Raw genomic sequence first — 22,289 nt, 5'->3', positions numbered from 1 at the left:
ATCTCATGACAGCAATTTCATAATCAAGAGAGTTAATATCAACACGACTAATACACTCCAGCCGATGATATCAACATATTGACGCAAATTATTATGAAGTTTATCCCCAAAAAAATACATAATTGTAGAAACCAGGAAAAAACGTAAGCCCCTTCCCAAAGCAGATGCAAAAATAAATGGCAGCAAAGCCATGCTCATCGCGCCAGCGGCAATGGTAAACAATTTGTAGGGAATGGGTGAAAAACCAGCTATAAAAATCACCAGAATGCCATGTAGCGTAAACCATTGCTGGATCTGATGGAAATTGCTGCTCCAGGATGAACTTTCAATCCAGGGCAATATGGCTTCAATAAAAAAATAACCTATCAAATAACCAAAAACACCGCCTAGCACTGAAAAAAGCGTGGTAATCAATGCATACTGCCATGAGCGCCGTGGATTAGCCAGGCCCATGCTAATCAGCATGACATCAGGCGGTATAGGGAAAAAGGACGATTCAGCAAATGAAACGCCAGCCAGGTAATAAGGCGCATGAGCGTGTCCTGACCATCTCACCATTTTGTCATATAGATGAGTAAAGATTTTCATTATTCCCAATTTAATTTATCCACCCATGTTGATAACTGATCAAAAACTTTATAATGCGTCATATCCAGTTGCAAAGGAGTAATGGATACGCATTGCCGGCTGATTGCATAAAAATCAGTTCCAGGTCCTGCATCTGCCTGAGAGCCAGATGGTCCAATCCAGTAAATTGGCCGTCCACGCGGATCAAGCTCTGAAAACGTTGGTTCTGCACAATGGCGCGTTCCCAGGCGCGTTACTTCAAATCCCTTGATTTGATTTAAAGGTAAATCAGGGATATTCACGTTCAAAATGGTTTGCGAAGGCAGCATATTGGCATGCATTTTTACTACCAGCTGCCTTGCGATAGTAGCTGCCGTATCATAATGCTGGATATTTTCACCAGCCATGGAAAATGCAATGGCTGGCAAACCGAGATATCTTCCCTCCATTGCCGCCGCAACTGTACCAGAGTAAAGAATATCATCGCCCAGATTGGCGCCATCATTAATTCCAGAAAGGACAATATCAACAGTCGGCTCAAGAAAACCGGTAAGCGCCAGGTGGACACAGTCAGTAGGCGTTCCATCGACGCTATAGTAGCCATTATCCATTTGCCTGATACGCAAAGGCCTGGTCAGGGTTAATGAATTACTAGCACCGCTTCGATTACGATCAGGAGCAACCACGCAGACTTCACCAAGCGTTGACATTTCATTTGCAAGAGCCCGTATACCTGGCGCTGAAACGCCGTCATCATTACTAACTAATATTCTCATTATTAACTCTCAGGAGACTCTAACCATTTTACGATTGCCAGATATTCCGCCAGCTTTTGCTCATTCTGACTAATCAATTGCTTCAATTCAGGTTGACTGGAATTCTCTTTTAAAGCCTGCTTCTGCTCTGCCAATTTGATTTGCAAGAGAAGAATGCGTTGTCCGAACCCCTGAGGACTAAGCTGTAACTCATAAGCCAGTTGATTTTGACGGGCAGAGACAGCTTTTAATTCATTACAGCTAATCTTGCCGGGACTCATTGCTGGACAGCTTTTTAATGCCTGCTCGACCTTTTCAGGATTGAGTCGATAATAATTTTCGTCTCGGGCCGAGCAACTTGTGGAGAGAAGAACAGCCATCCCCCAGACAAAATGTTTTATCATCCCAACCTCTTCACAAATGCTAAAAACCTGCATATTATCATTAGTCAATTATATATGCCATGCTGTTAGGTGGTTAATACTCTGCAATGATTTTTCAAAATTCTCTTTGATTCAAGCATAATCTATCGGTGCTACGATTGAATAAATGCTAACAATTAGGTATTGTTGTCAGCTTTCTAACCAACAGACTTGACAATATGCTGGATTTTAGCGTTGGCCGTGACAAACAAACCGATGAATTGTTTATTGAAACTTCAATCACCGGCAAAGCCTTACTAACATTGCCTCAACTGAATAAAGGAACTGCCTTTACCCAGGATGAAAGACGTGAATTCGGCTTACTGGGAAAGTTGCCTCATCGTGTTGAAACCCTGGATGAGCAGGTCAAACGTGCTTATCTTCAATACTCAAGTTATCAAACCCGGCTCCAGCAAAATATCTATCTGAACAATCTGCACGACAAAAATCAGACGCTGTTTTATAAATTGCTGAGCAGGCATTTGGGCGAAATGCTGCCTACGATTTACACCCCTATTGTCGGTACTGCAGTCAAGCGTTTCAGCCATGAGTACCGCCAACCCCGAGGCTTGTATATCGCCCACTCCGATAAGAACCAGCTGGATGAGATTTTTAGTAATCGTTCAAACCCTGAAATTGATTTGATTGTAGTCACAGACGGTGAAGGTGTTCTTGGCATTGGCGATCAGGGGATTGGCGGCATGGATATTCCCGTGGCCAAACTGATGGTTTATACGCTCTGCGGAGGGATAAACCCCAGCCGCACCTTGCCTGTATTTCTTGATGTAGGCACCAATAATCAGGAACTTCTGAATGATCCCTTCTATTTAGGTTGCCGCCATCCCAGGATACCTGCCGCGGAATACGATCAGTTTATCAATGCTTTTGTGAAAACCGTTCATCAGCATTTTCCAAATGCTTTCCTGCATTGGGAAGACTTTGGCCGAGGCAATGCCAGAAGGATACTGGAGCGCTTTCAGGATGAACTATGTACATTCAATGATGATATCCAGGGTACGGGTGCGGTAACCCTTGCGGCCTTATTGGCAGCCTGTGATATTAGCGGAAGACAATTATCAGAACATCGAATTCTGGTATTCGGAGCCGGATCTGCTGGAACTGGAATCAGCGATCAAATTGTCGATGCATTAGTCGAGCAAGGCTTAAGTAAGGAAGAAGCGTATCGATGTTTTTGGCTAATCGACAGACAGGGGCTACTAATAAAGGATGATTCTGAACTCACCGAAGCACAACAGCCCTATGCTCGTTCACGAAGCGAAATCCAGTCATGGACCTTGAACAGCTTAAACCCTTCCCTGACTGAAACCGTTCGACATGTCCAACCTACGATACTAATAGGCTGTTCAGCACAACCCGGTGCATTTTCACAGGATATCATTGAAATAATGTCACAGACCTGCGAACGCCCCATTATTTTTCCTTTATCCAATCCCGATGAAAAATGCGAAGCGCAACCAGCCGATATCATGCACTGGAGCCAGGGCCGGGCGTTGGTCGCGACAGGCACCTCCTTTCCCGCAGTGGAATACCAAAATAAATTGATTGAAATTGCCCAATGCAACAATGCACTGGTATTCCCCGGCATTGGTTTGGGAATTTTAACAGTTCAGGCAACGCGTCTTTCCAAAAAAATGATTTGGGCTGCAGCGAAAACACTTAGCGAATTTTCCCCATGCAGAAAAGACAGCTTCCTCCCGCTTCTGCCTTCTTTAAATGATGCCCAATTCGTCGCCAAGCAAATAGCAGTTAGAGTGGCCGAAGCAGCGATTGAAGAGGGACTGGCGCAAATCAATCAGGAGGAAAACCTGGTGAAGCTGATTAACGATCAGTTCTGGGAGGCACGCTACTTGCCTTTTCGCAGAAAGAAGACAACGCAATAAGGCAACAACCGCTGGAATTCGACAACCCTGAACCCGCGGCTTGCCAACTCCGAATCCCCGCGGCTTTGACCGCGGGGCCCATCCCTGCTGAACCATAATTAACAATCTAAATTAGGTTTGAAAATAAAGCTGATTTGCAGGATTGTTATTCAACTAGGCATCGTATAGGCCCCGCGCTCAAAGCCGCGGGGATTCGGTGGGCGAGCAAAGCCGGAAGATTCGACGGTATCGAAACCTGCGACTCGATCAAACCTACTCTCCAATCACCGGTGCAGCGGTATTTAATCCCTTTTGAAAATTAACTCTCACCTTCTGGGTTCTGCCATTTTCAGGCTCCCAGGGACGCGCATAAAAGAATTCAAAAGTACTTCTAACCGGTAATTTCACCCCCTTCAACACCTGAAATACAAATACTGTTTTACCTCCTGAGCCGATTAATTTTGGTTTTAAAGGATGAAACTGACTGGACAGCAACTTAAATAAGTTAGAGTTATAATTTTTGAGTGTCCAGCTATAACCGGTAGTGGGGTTCGAAGGCAAACTGATTACAAAACGCGACTGGGAGCTATCCACCGTCATCGCCATTTCTGGCGAATCGTAGACTGCTGCATAACAAGAACTGAATAATAACAGTCCAGGAAGCAATATCCATTTATTCATACTTTAATCCTCTCAGATTTAATCCTAATTCAAGTATAATCAAACTTTATTCTTATCACTAAGGACAGAGTATGAAAGCGATTGGTTATAAACAGGCTGGCACAGCGGATGTTCTGGAAGACATTGACTTACCCCTACCCGTCATGCTGGCGCATGACCTGCTCGTTGAGGTTCAGGCAATTGCAGTAAATCCTATTGATTGCAAACAGCGTTTAAATATACAGCCAGAAACGGGTTCTTACAAAGTTTTGGGGTGGGATGCTGTAGGTATTGTCAAAGACATCGGTAAGGATGTCAGCTTATTTAAAAAAGGCGATATGGTCTGGTATGCGGGGGATTTAACAAGACCGGGAAGTAACGCCGAGTTTCACCTGGTTGATGAACGGATTGCCGCATTAAAACCACAGAGTTTGAGCAATGCAGAAGCTGCAGCCTTGCCACTTACCACTCTTACGGCCTGGGAATTACTCTTTGATCGCCTGCAGATTGATAAAGAAGATACGGGTATCCTGCTAATCACTGGGGCAGCCGGCGGTGTCGGATCCATTCTAGTGCAATTAGCCAGGCAGTTGACATCCCTAAGGATTATCGGCACAGCATCGCGTCCTGAATCAGAGCGGTGGATTAAAGAAAATGGTGCCGATCTGGTCATATCTCATCAGAACCCCTTACATGAACAGCTTCTAAAATCAGGCATAGAGGCAGTTGATTATGTGATTAGCTTGACACATACCGATCAGCACGCTGTAGAGCTGGTCAAATGCTTGAAGCCCCAGGGAAAATTTGCCCTCATTGACAATCCGCTTTCCCTGGACATTAAACTGTTTAAATTGAAAAGCATATCGATTCACTGGGAGATGATGTATACACGCTCGATGTTCAAAACCCCCGATATGATTAAACAACACGAAATTCTCAGTCAGGTCGCTCAAATGGTTGATTCAGGGAAAATTAAAACAACTTTGAATGAAAACCTTGGATTAATTAATGCGGCAAATCTTCAGCAAGCACATCGGTTAATTGAAAGCGGCAAATCGCTGGGAAAGATTGTCCTCGAAGGATTTTAATTCTATCTTCTCCCCGTGACAGGAGGTGAATTTATTCTACATGGCCTGCTAATAAACTAACCGGCCATTGCATCAGGCGGATTTGATCAGGCGCCCCCCATGCCAGTGTTAATTCATCAGAAATTAATTCGACGGGGTTGGTTTTATTTTTCAGCTGATATTCTTTCACGGCAGACCAGGTATTCAAATAGCCTTTAAACCCCGCAAGATCGAATTCTTTTTCAATGAAAAATAAAGGGGTTTCTATTTTTTTAAAGGGAAACGGAATGCTAGCATAATGTTCATCAATGAATTTTCTTTGCCATGCCCAATACCGTTCACCTAAAATGTTTTCATAAAGATTTTTGATAATAATATCCAGATTGCAGTTTATTTGCCCCAGGGAATAGCACCAGGCTGCGAATATTGCAGAGGGTTTGGCTACCCTCCTGACTTCTTCATAAAATAAATCAAAATTAAACCAGTGAAGCGCCTGGGCAACCGTGATTAAATCAACACTATGAGCATCTATACCACTATTTTCCGCAGGGCAGCAGCGATACTCTATTGCAGCACTTTGAAAAGCCTGATCTAGTTGAGATTGGCTGATATCAGTTGCAATGATGTGTTTGAAACGATTAATCCATGGTAAAGCCGCTTGCCCATTTCCCGTTGCGCAATCCCATACCGTATTATGCTGCGGGGTTTTCTCTAATAAAAAAGTATACAAACTATCCGGATACTGGGGCCGGTATTCTCGGTATTGCTCTGAATTCGAATCAAAATGGTTTCGGTCAGTCATAATGAGTCCTTATCTAAAATCTGACATATTCTCAAAGCATAGTAATATCAAGGAACCGGTGTGCTTGAATCCCCACTCGCTGTCGTCCCATTATTTTCCTCACTTGGCTCTGGAATTGCATTAATTGCAGCCTGCAGACTGTCAACTTTCTTCTTGGAGTCTGTAGATGGGAAAAATGAAAAAGTCCCATGTGCATATTTGTTATAGCTTGCCACTACAAGCGGTATAATACCAGCAGTCAGAATCATTGCGCACCAGGCCAACACATTTTTACCGCCCCGATGCTTTTCAAGTATTGGGCGTGCATTATTAATTATACCCTCGCAATCCAGTTTGTATGCTTCACATAATACCCTGGTTCTGGGCTGGCTAAAGAACTCCGTACTTCGCGCCATTAGATCGAAAAGAACAGTTCTGGCAGTCTCAGCAGCCATCTTGTATTTGGATGGATCCCTTGCTTCCATTTCATTGACCTTCAGACGAAAATCAGTGACCATCGAAAATAGGTTAAGCCCGTCTTTAGGTAATGAAGAAAGAAAGGACATAAACTGCTGCGCTTCTTTTGCTGTTTTAAAACTGTCAAGACCTACTAGCTGCAAATAGTTCAGGAAGGCATTTCTTGAATAACGGGTTTTCAAATTGGAATAATAGGCTGCCCCCCCGTCCACCAGTGCTTTAAGTATTTCCTGTTGGTTTTGTTTCTCTTCACCGTTACTTTCCGTAATTTTCCGTTGCATTAAATACAACTGCCGAACAAATTCTGTCGCATCCGCATCTCGCATCAGCACAGATGCTATTTTATTATCAGGGTCAGGAATACTATACTCGGGTAAACAATGTGTACGAAAAGTCGATGAAATTCGATTTAATTCTTCATGGGCAAGAAGCATAAATTGAGCAGTCTTTTTCTCATCGGTTTGAATACCCTCAAAAAACTGATAACATTTATTTGTTAATTGATTAATCTCGTTTCTGGCTAGCTCCCTGGCGACAGTATTTGCTCCCTCTGAATTAGAGACAGCTCTCCTTAATTCTTTGGCCTGTTCTAAAAATCCCAGGTGTTTTTCTGGAATAACCATCAACGCTTCAATAAAACAATCCACATCAGGAGAGGATTTGTAACCGAACTCGTGTAGATCCCTAAGCAGTTCCGCTTTCCTGTGAAGTAACTTCATATCTTCATTGCGGCCAGGAATTTGACGTAACTTCTGGGCATAAAATGTCAAAGAACTATATCCTACGCGAATTGAGAGTTTAGCCTCTTCTTCCGGAGGTAGAGTTTCCGCAGGATCAGCTCGCTCGTTAGGCTCCAAAATATAATTATACATTGAAGCAATGGCTGTCTTTACACTGGAAGAAGTTGCTGAGATATATCGATCATTAGCTGTTGCCAAGGATAAATTATTATTAACAACATGGATTGCGGCCAGGATTTGCTTGACTTCTTCAGTCGCAAGCCGGTTAAAAACTGCTCTGACCGCTTCTTTCTCCTCTTCACTCAAGGGGACTAACTCGCCTTCGCTATCTCTCGCGGCAAACTGGCACCAGTCCATTACTCGAGTATAAAAAGTTTGCATCCTGTCAAGGCTAGTTTCAGAAGGCAGACTCTCCAATACTCTTTGAATGGACGCAACAGCAGTCCGGGATCTGAAAAATGCGTTTTGCACCCGTTCCCTTTGAAATGCTTCTAACAGTGTACCAGCAGTTTCTCTGCCTGGATAAACGGTCCTGTGGCCCATAGCTATCATTTGCCGCAGTTTATTATCAATATGTGAAATCACTGCTTCTTTATTTTCGCCATATGAAGCTTGTTTCAGTTCATCAATTAAAATTAACAGTTCCTGCTGTACCGGATTGAGTTGGCCAAGATTATCGAGCCAATTCAGGAATTCTGTGTGAGTCATACATTACACCAATTACTATCTATATACTCAGTATAAGGAATTAACATTAAGGGAAAATTAATCCTTAAATACTAGTAATAAATTAGCGATGTTTTCCTAATCTGTAACTGTCCTTCTCCTCACGCAATTCCTCCATTAAGCGTTCCTGCTTACTACCAAATTTGCTCAGGAGCCGATTAGTTTCATTAATATGAAATAGTTTTGCTTTGCTGATTGTCCATTTGACTTTCTTATCACGATCGCCCTCTTTATCCCACATTTTAAGCACTTCTTTTTTATTGATTTTTCTTGGTTTTCCAGATTCAACGTCTGAATCAACCAGCTTGTCATCCTTCCTGCGAATCAGTGATTTCCCTTTTAACATACAGCGAGTTGCATGATAATAATCGTGAATTTCACGAACGCTGAACTCTGCTTCCTGCGTGTTGGCATAGATATCCATTTCTTCATTTCTTGGCAGCGATGGATCATGGCACTCCGCTGGCTCTGGCTTTTTCAAGCCGAATAAATACAGTGTATTTACAACGGCTTTGTAAACAATGCTCACAATGAGCGGTATGCTTAAAATACTCAGAATAATGACTGGTTTTAATAATGGAATCACTGCCGGCATAAATGGAGGAAAAAAAGCAGCAGCAGCGAGTAAGGCAATAAACCCGGCTCCAAGAGCAAAATACGTCGCATATTTTAGGTAAGGATACTGACTCAGCCAGTTCATGGCGCGTGACAAAATGGTTGTATTTTTTCCAGTTATCTGATCAGCTATAAAACGCAAACAACCATCGATAAAATAGCTGGTAATTGCTGCTGACAAAACCGCATTAATAAGCAAGACGGTTCCAGCTCCCAGCAAGCTAAATGTCAGCCCTAATCCCACAGGAGGAAACAGATAGAATATTGCCACCAGAGGGATGAAAAATAACAGTTGCAGCTTATGTTCCCAGATAAAGCGTACCGTTGGAATGATGATGTAGCGAAGCGGTAACATGACTAAATAGTAAAACAAACTGCGTGCTAGAATATAAAGCCAGAAGTTCCTGCGTTTGCGTTCTTTATTATCTTCCTCAGTGTTGATCTGATGTATTTCGGTTCCGGATCCTCCTGCATAATTTAAGGCATGCGCAGCAATAGGATTTGGCCCTTCAAACTCTTCATCCGGAGTCACTTCTAAAATGATCCACTCATTCTTCCACTCGCCAAATTTCGAAACCGGATCGTTTTTTTGTTTCTGAATGTAGACTTCTGGGGCATTACCCTCAGCAACCAGCTTATCCCAATTATCATAACGGCTTTTTCTAAGGCCTTTGTAAAGTCCAGGAGGATTTAATGCATCAACCCGGGAAATCAGATCCCCCCGATGGATAGCTAATAATTCAGCAAGGGCGCCGCCAAGGCTGGTGCCGCAAACATGCACTTTTTTATCTTGTTTTTCCATCCAGCGGATAGCGGAGGGACTTCCTGAGCGGTATAACGATTTCCCGGCTGTTTCAAACGCTTCAAGATCAGTTGTAACCTGCTCCCAAAATCCCTGCCCGGCAAGATAGGTTGTTCCCATACAAATTAAATGGGGTTCAGCATCCTTATTGTTAACAGGCGATAAGCCATAGGCAAAAACACGATCATCATTTTTTAAAGTGACTTTCTTCCTCCCAGAGGTTGGTGTCAACTCAATCGGGGTGACTTTATATTCTACCCTCACCCATTGACCGTTTACATATTGGGGAATATGGAAGCTCTCATAAGCAGTTATGTCTGAATAGGGAAGCAAGCTCAAGCAGTTACTTAAATAGAGATAAGCCTGATTGAATTGTTCTTCTGTAAGCTTTTGATTCTTTAATTGCTCATAGATGTGATTAAAACCTTCCTGAAACGCTTTACGCATCCCGCGGGTAAGCTGATGATCCCGCTCAACAAAAATGGCATTAAATGCGCGCCAGGACAGAAGGCTCTTCCAATCTTTATGCCATCCCATCATCAAGGCGCGAAGCACATTCCGCGCTTGTGCCAGGTTATACTGGTTTTCATCGGAGGCATCCGCCTGTTCGAAGTCACGAGAAGAAAAAAAATCGAGCGTTAAGCCGCGAGCGCAGAAGTTATCAAGAGACATTTACCCATCCTCTTATTTGTAGAGCCCCGATCATACTACAATTTGATGCATATTTGAACATTAGTATCCCAGAAATCATCAACTAACCGTTGAGAAAGCTTGATCTTGAGAAACAGACAGGCGATCATTATTTTTTTGTTTTACTTAAGGAATTCGGTGTGGAACACGAAATGATGGAATATGATGTGGTAATCGTAGGGGCTGGCCCGTCCGGTTTATCAGCAGCCATTAGGATTAAACAGCTTGCCGCAGAAGCAGGTAAAGAAATCAGTGTTTGCATTCTCGAAAAAGGGGCGCAGGTAGGTGCTCATATTCTGTCTGGAGCGGTGCTAGAGCCAAGAAGCCTTAAGGAATTATTGCCTGATAGCTGGAAAACTGCGCCTCTGAACACCCCAGTTACTGATGATTCATTTTATTTCCTGACAGCTAAAAAAAGTTTTCGCCTACCCACTCCCTCCCCGATGAAAAACGAGGGGAATTTTATTATCAGTCTTGGCGAATTATGCCGGTTTCTGGCAACACAGGCTGAGAATTTAGGCTGTGAAATTTATCCCGGATTTCCTGCAACAGAAATTCTTTATAATGACAAAGGCGAAGTTATTGGCGTTGCCACCGGGGATGTGGGTATTGACAGACAGGGGGCAGAAACAGCCCACTACCAGCCAGGAATGCATTTATTAGCAAAACAGACTCTTTTTGCAGAAGGCTGCCGCGGGCAACTCAGCCAGAATTTAATGAACCGCTACCAGCTGCGGCAGGGTGTACAGCCTCAAACCTATGGAATCGGGATTAAGGAAATTTGGCAAGTTAAATCCTCCCGCCATAAGCCAGGAACTGTCATACATACAATAGGCTGGCCTTTAGATACCAAGACATATGGCGGTTCATTTATTTATCATCTGGCAAATAATCAAGTGGCACTTGGATTTGTTATTGGACTTGATTATAAAAATCCCTGGCTTAGCCCTTTCAATGAAATGCAACGCTTCAAAACCCATCCCTTCGTCCGTCCCCTGCTTGAGGACGGCGAGCGCATAGCCTATGGCTCCCGCGCTTTGAATGAAGGAGGCTGGCAGTCCTTACCTAAATTAACTTTTCCCGGCGGTGCTTTAATTGGAGACGCAGCAGGATTCTTGAATGTTCCCAAAATTAAGGGAATCCATACTGCCATGCAATCCGGCATGCTGGCAGCAGAGGCCTGTTTTGCCGCCCTGACAAACGACAAGGCCTCCCCACAGGAACTCACCCTTTATACAGAAAAGGTGAAGCAATCCTGGTTAAGCGAAGAATTGTACAGCGTAAGAAATATACGCCCCGCCTTTCGTCATGGCCTCTGGGCTGGTCTTGCCAATGCATTTTGGGAAACCTATATTACCCAGGGCAAATCCCCCTGGACATTAAAAAACCACGCGGATCACAGCAGCTTACTTCCAGCCGACAAATGTAAAAAGCTGGTTTATCCCAAAGCCGATGGCCTTTTAACATTTGACAGGCTCTCCTCTGTTTATTTGACGAATACTTACCATGAAGAAAATCAGCCTGTTCATTTGAAACTGAGAGACCCAGATTTGGCCATATCGGTTAACTATAAAGCCTACGCCTCTCCAGAAACCCGCTATTGCCCGGCAGGCGTTTATGAAATACTCGAAGATGAACAAGGCCCCCGCCTGCAAATCAATGCCCAAAACTGTATTCATTGCAAAACCTGCGATATAAAAGATCCAATGCAAAACATCGTGTGGGTAGCCCCGGAAGGCGGTGGAGGTCCTAACTACAGCGAAATGTAAATCTGATTGTCATTTGCCTTCTCAAAGGGTAGACTTGCTCCTGTAAAATTAGTCCCGGTGGCACAGTGGATAGCGCGGCCCCCTCCTAAGGGGCAGGTCGGAGGTTCGAATCCTCTCCGGGACGCCAATAGAATCAATGGGTTGCGATAATTTCTCTCGCGCAAAATCATTTTTCAGGGTGCACTCAGGGTGCAAATTGAATCTGGTCTGATAAATCTTTATGCTAGCTCTCCAAGATGTAATTCAAGCTGCAAATTAAAGCTTGAGGTAAGAACCAAATCACAATTGATTGATAAAATAAGAGCTTATTTTATATAGCTCAGTATGAACGGAACAGATATGTATGACTAATCTCAAATCTCTCAAAGCGAACACACTTTTGCTCTACCCCTCTATCGCAAGGAACTCCTGGTCGATGAGTGTCGTCTCTCCTCTTCTTCTAAAAGCAACCTATTACGAGCAAACCTCATTTCATGGAAACTGCTGGAGTTAGAAGGCTTCTTGCCTTTTAGAATCCCGGCGATAACCTCTTCGAGTTCATCGCCGCCTGATGAGTAGAACAGCCTAAGCTGGTTTCGTGCGTCCCTTAGTACATTGATCTGTTCTGAAATCAGAGCGCTGGATTTCAACTCATTAATTAATTTTTTAGCCGTTATCACTTTTATGTCTTTATCAATACCCCAAAGACGTAATCCCCTTGCTGACTGTCTTTTTGAAATGTATGACTCTAGCTCATAGATTATATAATCTTGATCAAAATTTTTTATAAGCTCATCTTCTTCTGGTGAATGGCCTGGTAACAGGGCCGAAAACTCTTCTTCAGTACACTTTAATTGTTCCGCTGAAAACCGGGTAGAAATCAGGCTTTGAATTTGATCCCACTGGAAGAAAGCGGCAATCTCTTTAAGTTCGTCTATAGAGCCTGCAAACCGCTCCCATTCGATCATTCTCAGATAGGCTTGCTTGCATTGTTCTGGGAGAATTTTTGCAAATTGTGTAAATAACTCTTTACTGTTAATTAACTTCTTATATTGCGATATTAGTGTAATGCGCGCAACTGGGGAGGTTGCTTCCACGACGCTCTGCAGCGTGGCTCCATCGTTTAGCTCTGTGGAGAACTGATCAATCAACTGCTCTCGTAATATCGTTTGTATTTCGTCGATTTTCCCCCAGCGGATATATTCCATTTTCCAGGTATCGAATGAATTAATTCGGCTTTTAATCTGGTCTGCAATTAGGCTGGAAAATTGAATGGAGTGAACAAGCCAGAAATTGAACGTGCAAAAGTTTTCTGGTGTTATCCATTCAGACAATTTGGGGTTGATATAACAAATAATTTTTTCTTGTTGATTTCCTTTTCTTGAAAAAAACTTTAAAGCTTTGAGTGCATTTTCACTGGTACTTAGCAATTCAGGATATTTATCTTGTAATTTTTCAAACACCAGATCGATTATCATACCATCAACCTTTTTTGTTAGGTTACACAAGTCTTCTACTGAACAAATATCAGGCGCCAGTGTTTCAGCATATTTCCTCCTTAGAAAATCTAATGATGCCTGAGAGAGCTGTGATGTTAATGTGAGCAATTTATCCGCGTCATTATATTCCCGAATCAGGTCTTTATAATGCGTTTCCACAATAACTTGTTGTTGTGCTTCAGAAAAAGACAAAATCAGCGTATGTAGATTAGATTCATAAGCGAAGCTGGCAAGACGAGTATTACTCAGGGAAGCGACAGATTTTAAACAGATTCTTGATTGAATCAGACGCCGACAACAATTATAACTCTTTATTCGCAATGCTATAAATAATGATGGATCAAGCTGACGATGACACTGCGGACTCTTTATAAGCAGCTCCATGAACTGGGAATCAAGATTGTCCCTGCTCTCCCATATTGGAGAGCGGTGCTCTAACGCCTTGATTACATCAGGCAGCAAGGAAGCCATCGGCGCCAATGCGGCGCATTCTTCATTTCTATTTGCATTGATTGAAATATGATAAAGTGTTGGATACTGGTTAAGAAATTCCAATAGAATGTTAGAAATCTGATCGGCACATGGAAATATATTCTCTGCTATCACACGCGTAACTTCTTCCTCAGTCAAGGGCAATTGCATATGAAAAAAGAGCGTCAAAAAGTAGCTTTCCAAATTTAAATTTTTACACCCGTAGTTAGTGAGTGTTATTACTTTCACAAAACGCTTCTCACTTGATTCAGCGTCTTTTTCCTCTGGTAAACGCAGCTCTGGTGAAAGCGTTTTCCAAAGGTTGTAGAACGAGCTCACCGCATCGCCCATAACTTTATTGTTAATCAGCTCTTCTGAGCCCGCATCCGATACCGATGCCTTTTTAAGCTCGACCGCTAACTTTTTTATCGCAAAGCCCAATGAATTATCATCGTAGCGTTTAACATGATTCGCCTTTAAGGCCTGCATAAACGCCCTGCTCGCATTCCCTGCTACATTGGCCAAATTCAGGAAATCCTGTCCACCGAGCTCATAGGACGGCTTCGCCCCTTCGGGCTGAAAATCCGCCAGCACATGATTACTATCCAGTGCAGCAGTTTGAAATATCTCTGCCAGAGGGATTAATCGGGTATAGCTTTGGTTGACAATAAAAGCATCGATTTGAAACTGACCATTGTCCTCTGTCTCAAGTTTTAGTGATAAGCCCTCTCTGTTTAAGCCAATAATACCCGGCATTAATATCGAACATACTGCCTCCTCTGGCTCGGCAATACTCTCCGCTATCTTGAGGCAAAATTGATTAATAGGTAAAAAAGGAAAACGAAAATAGGCAATATTTTCCTTTTTGAGCGTTTCCCAACGCAGGCTTAAGTAACTTCTTATCGCTTGAACATCCTTTGGAGGGAGCACTGCATTTTCATCTTTTGTGATAAACAGCCAAAAAAACTGAAAACTATATAGTGATTCAACCTGAATTGTTTCAACTGTTTCTGCTGCAGTGCCTGCGGGTAAATTCAAAGCGGCATGTTCGAAAGCGTAAAGATAATCCAGAAGTTGTTTGACTGTAATCATAAAAGTCCACGGCAAAATTGATGCGCCATTTTAGATCATACTGCCTATAATTCAAAACACCACCTCAAACACCGAGACGTCTTTCCTTGTGGAAACTCCTGAACAGTCATGCCTCATCAATTAATGCATTTTCTTGCCATTGGGGACAGCTGGATCAATGGTTGCCAGACAGATTGCGCCATTTGAATCCGAAAACCCCAGGAGTAGAAACTGCGACGTGAACCCGGCAATATTTTTCTCGCCTAGGTTGACACAACCAACAACCGTTTTGCCCGGTAGTGATTCGACCGTGTAATGTACAGTGACTTGAGCAGAGGTTTGCAGAATGCCTAATTCCGGACCAAAATCCACCCACAGTTTATAAGCCGGCTTTTTAGCCCGCTCAAAGGGTTCTGCTTTAACCACCGTTCCCGATCGTATATCGACCCTCTCGAAATCATCATATGATATTGGCATTGTTTTTCTCCCGCCCTTATGGTCTCATTGCTGAGTAGATTATCATAACGGCTAAAAACCGGATATCAGATCAAAGATACAATCGAGAAAGAAAAAGGCTGTCAGTCTTTCTAAAGCTTACTATCAGATAAAGCTTCTGATACACTTTGGCGCTAACGCCCGATTTTAGACCCTGCGGACAAGCCGCAGGGCGTAGGTGAGTGGGCCGAAGGGCCTAGGCGTGTCAGCTGAAGGGCCTAGGCGTGTCAGCCGCAAGGTCTAGGCGTTTCAGCCGCTGGGCTTAGGCGTGTCAGCCGAAGGACCTAGGCGTGTCAGCCGCTGAGTCTAGACGAAGTGAGCCACATCCTACGTTCCGCGACTTGTTCGCGGAATCTTAAAATTCTGCTGCGCCCAGATTTTTAATTGTGGCCGAAGCATTACGCATAAACTAGTTTGGACTTGTCTTAATTTGTAAGGAAATTTAAATGCCTCAACCTGTATTTGTAAACCGTATATTAAATATGAAAAAGATTAAGTATATTGGTCTGGATATGGATCATACGCTTATTCGATACAATACAGAAAATTTTGAAGCCTTGGTTTATCAAATTGTTATTAACAAACTTGCTGAACAAAAAAAATACCCTTCGGCGGTAAAAAACTTCACTTTCAATTTTCCGGATGCAATCCGCGGGCTAATTATTGATAGCAAAAATGGTAATATTCTGAAATTAAGCCGCTATGGCGCCATACGTCAAAGCTATCACGGTACACGTCTTATCAGCTTTGCAGAACAAAAGGAAATATACCGCAGTATTTATGTCGATTTGAAAGACAGCAATTACATGGCAATCGACACTTCCTTCTCCATTGCATTTTGTGTTCTATATGGTCAACTAGTTGATTATAAAGACGAGCATCCCGATGAGTTGCCCAGTTATTCTGAAATTGCCCGAGATGTGCTTCAGTGTGTCGACACCGCCCATTCGGATGGAAGCATTAAGAACCACATTGCACAACATCTCGAAAAATTTGTAAAAAAAGATCCCGAACTGGTAGCCGGTTTAAAGCGCTATACACATTACGGTAAAAAAATTTTTATACTCACGAACTCAGATTATTATTACTCGAAACTGTTATTGGACTTTGCCATAAACCCGTTTCTTGAAAATAATCAAACCTGGCAGGATTTGTTTGAAATAGTCATTACACTCGCCAATAAGCCCCGCTTTTTTTATGACAATCTACGTTTTCTGACGATTAATCCGCAGGATGGTACCATGACCAATACGACTGGTTTGATCACACATGGGATCTATCAAGGTGGTAATGCCAGAAAATTTACTGACGATTTGAAGTTGAACGGCGATGAAATCCTCTACATTGGCGATCATATTTATGGCGATATCCTTCGTCTGAAAAAAGATTGTAACTGGCGTACTGCGCTGGTTGTCGAGGAGTTAGGTGAGGAAATTCAGGCGCAAGCGAACTCCATGCCTATAGAACAGGAAATTATTGCGGCAATGGAGATGAAGACAAAGCTCGAAAAACAGTATGTTGAACTTCATTCAAAAATTATTGAAGACCAGTTCGAGAAGGGAAAACCTCAATTAAGCCAACTGCAACAGGAGATTGTTGCCATAGACACTGATATTTCATCCCTATTGCAAAAACAACAGACTTTTTACAATAAACGATGGGGAAGAACGTTTCGTGCAGGCGCGGAAGAAAGTTATTTTGCGTACCAGGTCGATCGCTTTGCCTGTATATACATGGAAAAACTAACCGATCTATTGGAACAGTCCCCTATAACTTATTTTCGTGCGCATCGACGGCTTCTTGCACATGATCTCGAGATAGCTGAGTAGCTCATTCGAGAAATTGTACATAGAATAAACTATACTTTCCCTAGATGAATGAATCATTAGTAGGAAAGCATGCAAATTCAAGCATTTCAATATTTTAGGAACAGAGGATGGAGCATTGAGGATTTTCCACCAATCGATTCGGAGCAAACCCTGGTTTTGGTTTTTGCCTCCCCTTTTTTTCTTAATTACCAGGCCCCCCTTAAACAGTTAGCTGATACTTATAAAAAAGCCAAGATAATCGGTTGTTCTACTGCTGGTGAAATATTTGGATCTCATATTCACGATGATAGCCTGTCTGTGGCTGTTGTTAAATTTGAAAAAACCCGGCTTAGATTATGCAGTGCTAAAGTTGAACATATTTCTGAATCTTATCAGGCGGGTGAGTTAATTGCCCAGGAACTCTGTGATTCTTCTTTGCGGAGCATTTTTGTTTTATCCGATGGTTTGACTGTCAATGGGACAGCGCTTGTAAAGGGGTTAAACGCGCACGCAACTGACGGTCTCATTATCACCGGCGGGCTGGCGGCTGACGGCAGCAACTTTGGAAATACCTGGATCATTTGCAATGGAGAAATTATTGACAACTATGTGATTGCCCTGGGGTTTTATGGAAACCACATTCAGGTAGGCCATGCCTCACAAGGAGGATGGGATATTTTTGGGCCTGCAAGAAGGATTACCCGCTCCGAGGGCAACATCTTATATGAATTAGATAACCAGCCTGCCCTTCACCTTTATAAAGAATATTTAGGTGAACGAGCCGCGGAGCTGCCGGCTTCAGGGCTTCTTTATCCATTAGCAATCAAAGATAGCAATAACGGAAAAAACCCGGTGCAGTTAGTCAGGACTATTCTGGGTGTCGATGAAAAAACTCAATCATTAATATTCGCCGGCGACATACCGATGGGTTATCAGGCTCAGTTAATGCGTGCCAATTTTGATCGTTTAATTACCAGTGCCTTTGAAGCAGGCGAATTGGCAAAAAATCGTTTGTTTGATAAAAATGAATCGTTTACCAGCCCGGTTCTGGCCATTGGTGTTAGCTGCGTAGGCAGAAGACTTTTACTCGGGGAAAGAACTGAAGAAGAAACCGAATCGACTTTGGAGGCGCTTCCCCCTGGTACAACCCAGATAGGATTTTATTCCTATGGCGAGTTATCCCCTTTTAATCTGGGTAATTGCGAATTGCATAATCAGACTATGACATTAACTACCTATTATGAAAGTGATTAAAGCTTAAAGGATAACTGTAACTGAGTTTCTGCTAACAAAAGAGACATATGATGGAAGTGCATAAACTTTTAGCCCGACAGCTAAATCGACTGCAATTTAGAACTGATTCATTGCCTACCGATCTGGAGAAATGGCAAGAATTTCTCTCGCGTATTAATAAATCCTACCAGGAAGCAGACCAGGATCGTTACCTGATTGAACGTTCAATGGATATTTCCTCCCGCGAAATGCAAATGCTTAATGAGAAATTGGAACAGGCGCAGCACATTGCCAAAATGGGATATTGGTTTTACGATCGCACTACAAATCAGACCATTTGGTCAAAGGAACTTTACCGGATTATTAAACTGGATCCCCTTTATCCAGCGCCCGACTATGACGAGTTTTTCAAGCTTGTACATCCTGAGCATCGCGATTTACTTAGAAATCTGGTTACAGAAGCATTTGAAAAGCAGGTCAATTACGATTGTGAAATTAAAATAAAAAATCCTGAAGGCAATTACAGATGGTATCACGTCATTTGCCACTGCCTTGAGGAACCCGGGCAGCTGGCAGGGATTATAATGGATATACAAAAGGAAAAGGAGGCAGAAGAAAAAATACATGAATTGAATCAGCAATTTATGCAGTCTGCAAGGCGAGCCGGAATGTCTGAAGTGGCTACCTCCATTTTGCATAACATTGGCAATATTTTAAACAGCTCCAATCTCTCAATCCACATCTTAAAGGACGAGTTCAAACAACCTTATCACCAGAAACTCTTACAAATAGTCGAGATGATCCTTCAAAACAAGGACAATTTAGTCGAGTTTTTGAGTGAGCACCCTAAAGGAAAATTAATCCCCCAGTATATGACCGCTTTGATTCAGCTCATTTTGGACACAAATAACAAATGCGAAGCTGAGATTAGCAATATTGACAAAGACTTGGGTCATATTAAAGACATCGTATCCATGCAGCAATGCTTAAGCGGCGTACCTGGTATGCAAGAAAAAATTTTTCTTCCTGACATAATAGACACCGCATTGCAATTATCCATCAACATTAGCCGTGACAATTTTATTACCATTAAAAAAGACTTAATTGAGCCTATCTTTATTATCTCCGATAAATCTAAGCTGCTGCAAATATTAGTTAACTTAATACACAATGCCAAAGATGCGGTATTAAAAAATACCAATAAAAACATGATGATAGAATTAATCGCTCAAAAAAATGCGGATACTATCAGTATTGCTGTAAAAGATAATGGAACGGGAATTGATCCGGAAAATTTGAATAAAATTTTCTCTTTTGGATTCACTACTAAAAAAGATGGCCATGGGTTTGGTTTACATAGCTCCGGCCTGTCAACACAGGAAATGGGGGGTCGGTTGACAGCTCATAGCGACGGCCTGGGTAAAGGGGCAGTGTTCAAGCTGACCCTTCCCTGTCACAGTAATAACTTCGAAACGAAACGGATTTTCAATGAATGAAATAGAACTTCGTATTATTATTATTGATGATAATCCCGCCATCCATCAGGATTTCATAAAAGTTTTGACGATGGAAAAGCGTTCTCCCCTTTTTGATAAACTGGATAGGGAGTTATTTGGAGAGAGTCAGCAGACAGAGGTTCTCAACTTATTGCCTGAATTCAAAATTGATACAGCCTCGCAGGGAGCTGAAGGTGTTGCGAAAATTAAACAAGCCTATGATGAGGGCAATCCCTATGCTCTGGCTTTTGTTGATATTCGCATGCCCCCTGGATGGGACGGGATAGAGACCATCAAACGCATGTGGGAAATTGACCACGACATTCAGGTGGTCATTTGTTCGGCTTATTCGGATTACTCCTGGGAAGAAACTGTCTCCAATCTGGGCATGACAGATAACTTGCTGGTGCTAAAAAAACCATTTGATAAAGTCGCGGTTCGTCAGCTGGCCTGTGCTTTGACTAAAAAATGGGCTTTAGCCCGAGAGTCAAGAAGTCATACTGAATCACTAAATCGAATTGTAAAGGAAAGAACAGAATCATTACAGCAATCGCTCTCTCTCCTTCGTGCCACAATTGAATCGTCTGCTGACGGTATTCTGGTTGTCAATCTCGATAAGAAAATTATAGATTTCAACACCAAGTTTGTCGATATGTGGCAAATCCCTGAGTCGATTATGGATCTGGGCAGCGAAACCCTAATGCTGGAATATATGGTTGAGCAATTACAGGAATCAGAAGAATTTTTGCGCCAGATAAAGGATTTGTCTCTTGAAATTAATGATACTAGTCAAATCGTTGTTACTTTCAAAACAGGTACTATTCTTGAATGCCGCTCCCAACCTCACAAAGTAAATCAAGTCACAGTAGGAAGAGTATGGAGCTTCAGGGATATAACCGATCAGGCCTTACTCGAACAAAAACTCGAATATCAGGCAACTCACGACCCATTAACCGGCTTGCCCAATCGCATACTGCTTCATGACCGTATCCAACAGGCAATTTCCTCCTCATTAAGACATAATCGTTATTTTGCCATTATTTTCTTTGATCTGGATCGCTTCAAACTGGTTAATGACAGTTATAGCCATCAATTTGGCGATGAGCTGCTATGCGCAGTCGCAAAAAGACTTTCTTCCCTAGTACGTGAGGAAGACACTTTGGCCCGCCTGGGGGGAGACGAGTTTGTTATGTTAATCCCCGAGCTGGCGCAATCCGATGCAAGCCTGACTGTCGCGCACAAGATCCTCATGCTGTTTACACAACCCTTCGAGATTTTAGGAAATGAAATCAATACCAGTGCGAGTATTGGAATAAGTATTTATCCGACTGATGGTAAAAACGCCAATACCCTGCTAAAGCATGCTGATTTGGCAATGTACATGGCAAAAGAGCAAGGTGGTAACCAACTTAAATTTTATATTAATCAATTAAATCATCAAAGCCTGAAACGTTTGAAACAGGAAAATGAGCTTCGGCGTGCGATTTCCAATCAAGAGTTTTTCCTCCTTTACCAGCCCCAATTTGATATGGAGCAGAATCATTTACTGGCCCTGGAAGCATTAATTCGTTGGCAGCATCCAGAAAAAGGGACGGTTCTGCCGCTTGATTTTATTCCAGTTGCTGAAGATTCAGGGCTTATCGTACCGATTGGCGAATGGGTAATCCGTGAAGTATGCCGCCAAATCGTCGAGTGGCGCGAGCGCGGACTTCCCTATATACGGGTGGCCGTGAATGTGGCTACACAGCAGTTGAAGCAACTGAATTTTGCAGAAACAGTGGATGCCATTCTAAAGGAATACCAGATACCTGCCGAATACCTTGAGATTGAGATTACTGAAAATGTCATCATTACCCATAGTGAAGTTCAACGCATGATTCATCAATTAAACAAAATAGGGGTAAAAATTGTTTTGGATGATTTTGGTACTGGCAACTCCAGCCTGAATTATTTAAAACAGATACATATTGATCGACTCAAGATTGATCAGTCATTTGTACAAAACATCTCCAAATCAAGAAGTGATGAAGTGATAATAGAAGCGATTATCGCAATGGCGAGAAGCCTCAACTTCCGTGTATTGGCTGAAGGGGTTGAGAGTGAGAACCAAATGAATTTCCTGAAAGATCAGGAATGCGATGAGATTCAAGGGTATTTGCTTAGCAGACCATTGAGGGCAGACACAATGGAAAAATTATTAAAAACAACTATTACAACCCCTAAGGAAGAGAATTAATTTCTTTCTTAGGCGCGCCAGCCATGCCTTAGCAAGGCTACAGAAGCAAT

16 protein-coding genes and 1 tRNA gene are annotated in these 22,289 nt (G+C 42.6%); 8 read left to right on the top strand and 9 right to left on the bottom strand.

Features of this window, described 5'->3' with window-relative positions; genetic code table 11:
• Window positions 1–3: 3 nt before the first annotated feature.
• From DYH42_RS06370 to DYH42_RS06360, 3 genes are read right to left on the bottom strand one after another with little or no spacing between them, the layout of a single operon-like run.
• Window positions 4–588: a YqaA family protein gene (locus tag DYH42_RS06370; protein WP_058522849.1), complete on the bottom strand. Its 585-nt coding sequence runs from the start codon at window positions 586–588 to the stop codon at window positions 4–6.
• Window positions 588–1,343, bottom strand: coding sequence for a 5'/3'-nucleotidase SurE (surE, locus tag DYH42_RS06365; protein ID WP_058522848.1), 756 nt, complete (start codon window positions 1,341–1,343; stop codon window positions 588–590). Before surE ends, DYH42_RS06370 begins: the two co-directional genes overlap by 1 nt.
• 2 nt (window positions 1,344–1,345) lie before the next feature.
• Complete coding sequence (locus tag DYH42_RS06360; protein ID WP_058522864.1) at window positions 1,346–1,726, bottom strand: hypothetical protein; 381 nt, start codon at window positions 1,724–1,726, stop codon at window positions 1,346–1,348.
• Between the two features lie 197 nt (window positions 1,727–1,923).
• On the opposite strand from DYH42_RS06360, the gene DYH42_RS06355 reads away from it, so the two are divergent.
• The gene (locus DYH42_RS06355; protein ID WP_058522847.1) at window positions 1,924–3,645 is read left to right on the top strand and encodes an NAD-dependent malic enzyme; all 1,722 of its coding nucleotides are present in this window, start codon (window positions 1,924–1,926) and stop codon (window positions 3,643–3,645) included.
• Between the two features lie 252 nt (window positions 3,646–3,897).
• Here DYH42_RS06355 and DYH42_RS06350 read toward each other — a convergent pair whose 3' ends face one another.
• Entirely contained in the window at window positions 3,898–4,305 is a 408-nt protein-coding gene (locus DYH42_RS06350) for a protease inhibitor I42 family protein (protein ID WP_058522846.1), read from the bottom strand.
• Between the two features lie 71 nt (window positions 4,306–4,376).
• Here DYH42_RS06350 and DYH42_RS06345 point away from each other — a divergent pair, with 71 nt between their 5' ends.
• The gene (locus tag DYH42_RS06345; protein WP_058522845.1) at window positions 4,377–5,372 is read left to right on the top strand and encodes a zinc-binding alcohol dehydrogenase family protein; all 996 of its coding nucleotides are present in this window, start codon (window positions 4,377–4,379) and stop codon (window positions 5,370–5,372) included.
• 31 nt (window positions 5,373–5,403) lie between these two features.
• Here DYH42_RS06345 and DYH42_RS06340 read toward each other — a convergent pair whose 3' ends face one another.
• The 3 genes from DYH42_RS06340 to DYH42_RS06330 form a co-directional block, all read right to left on the bottom strand.
• The gene (locus tag DYH42_RS06340) at window positions 5,404–6,153 is read right to left on the bottom strand and encodes a class I SAM-dependent methyltransferase (RefSeq protein WP_058522844.1); all 750 of its coding nucleotides are present in this window, start codon (window positions 6,151–6,153) and stop codon (window positions 5,404–5,406) included.
• A 47-nt stretch (window positions 6,154–6,200) separates the two neighbouring features.
• A complete protein-coding gene (locus tag DYH42_RS06335; RefSeq protein ID WP_058522843.1) occupies window positions 6,201–8,057 on the bottom strand; it encodes a hypothetical protein in 1,857 nt (618 codons plus the stop codon).
• Window positions 8,058–8,139: 82 nt separating this feature from the next.
• Window positions 8,140–10,164 (bottom strand): alpha/beta hydrolase family protein, encoded by a 2,025-nt coding sequence (locus DYH42_RS06330; RefSeq protein WP_058522842.1) that lies wholly within the window; start codon window positions 10,162–10,164, stop codon window positions 8,140–8,142.
• Between the two features lie 158 nt (window positions 10,165–10,322).
• Between DYH42_RS06330 and DYH42_RS06325 the strand changes: the two genes are divergently transcribed.
• Both DYH42_RS06325 and DYH42_RS06320 read left to right on the top strand, forming a co-directional pair.
• Window positions 10,323–11,951, top strand: a complete 1,629-nt coding sequence (locus DYH42_RS06325; RefSeq protein WP_058522863.1) for an electron transfer flavoprotein-ubiquinone oxidoreductase — start codon at window positions 10,323–10,325, stop codon at window positions 11,949–11,951.
• A 51-nt stretch (window positions 11,952–12,002) separates the two neighbouring features.
• Window positions 12,003–12,078: transfer RNA gene (locus DYH42_RS06320), tRNA-Arg, on the top strand.
• 265 nt (window positions 12,079–12,343) lie between these two features.
• Here the strand turns inward: DYH42_RS06320 and DYH42_RS06315 are convergent.
• Together DYH42_RS06315 and DYH42_RS06310 are read right to left on the bottom strand one after the other, a co-directional pair.
• Window positions 12,344–14,992: a hypothetical protein gene (locus tag DYH42_RS06315; protein ID WP_058522841.1), complete on the bottom strand. Its 2,649-nt coding sequence runs from the start codon at window positions 14,990–14,992 to the stop codon at window positions 12,344–12,346.
• 120 nt (window positions 14,993–15,112) lie between these two features.
• Window positions 15,113–15,448: a tRNA-binding protein gene (locus DYH42_RS06310; protein WP_058522840.1), complete on the bottom strand. Its 336-nt coding sequence runs from the start codon at window positions 15,446–15,448 to the stop codon at window positions 15,113–15,115.
• A 464-nt stretch (window positions 15,449–15,912) separates the two neighbouring features.
• On the opposite strand from DYH42_RS06310, the gene DYH42_RS06305 reads away from it, so the two are divergent.
• From DYH42_RS06305 to DYH42_RS06290, 4 genes are all read left to right on the top strand, one after another.
• On the top strand, window positions 15,913–17,295 hold the full coding sequence (locus DYH42_RS06305; RefSeq protein WP_058522839.1) for an HAD-IG family 5'-nucleotidase: 1,383 nt from the start codon (window positions 15,913–15,915) through the stop codon (window positions 17,293–17,295).
• Between the two features lie 69 nt (window positions 17,296–17,364).
• Window positions 17,365–18,528: an FIST signal transduction protein gene (locus DYH42_RS06300; RefSeq protein WP_058522838.1), complete on the top strand. Its 1,164-nt coding sequence runs from the start codon at window positions 17,365–17,367 to the stop codon at window positions 18,526–18,528.
• A gap of 47 nt (window positions 18,529–18,575) precedes the next feature.
• Window positions 18,576–20,003 (top strand): sensor histidine kinase, encoded by a 1,428-nt coding sequence (locus DYH42_RS06295; RefSeq protein WP_237758969.1) that lies wholly within the window; start codon window positions 18,576–18,578, stop codon window positions 20,001–20,003.
• Window positions 19,996–22,239, top strand: a complete 2,244-nt coding sequence (locus tag DYH42_RS06290; RefSeq protein ID WP_058522836.1) for an EAL domain-containing protein — start codon at window positions 19,996–19,998, stop codon at window positions 22,237–22,239. The genes DYH42_RS06295 and DYH42_RS06290 overlap by 8 nt, the downstream gene beginning before the upstream one ends.
• The last annotated feature ends 50 nt before the right edge of the window (window positions 22,240–22,289 follow it).

It is taken from the genome of Legionella birminghamensis (assembly GCF_900452515.1).
Classification (GTDB): Bacteria; Pseudomonadota; Gammaproteobacteria; order Legionellales; family Legionellaceae; genus Legionella_C; species Legionella_C birminghamensis.
Note: the sequence above shows the minus strand (reverse complement) of the source record. Positions and strands in the feature narration are given on the sequence as shown.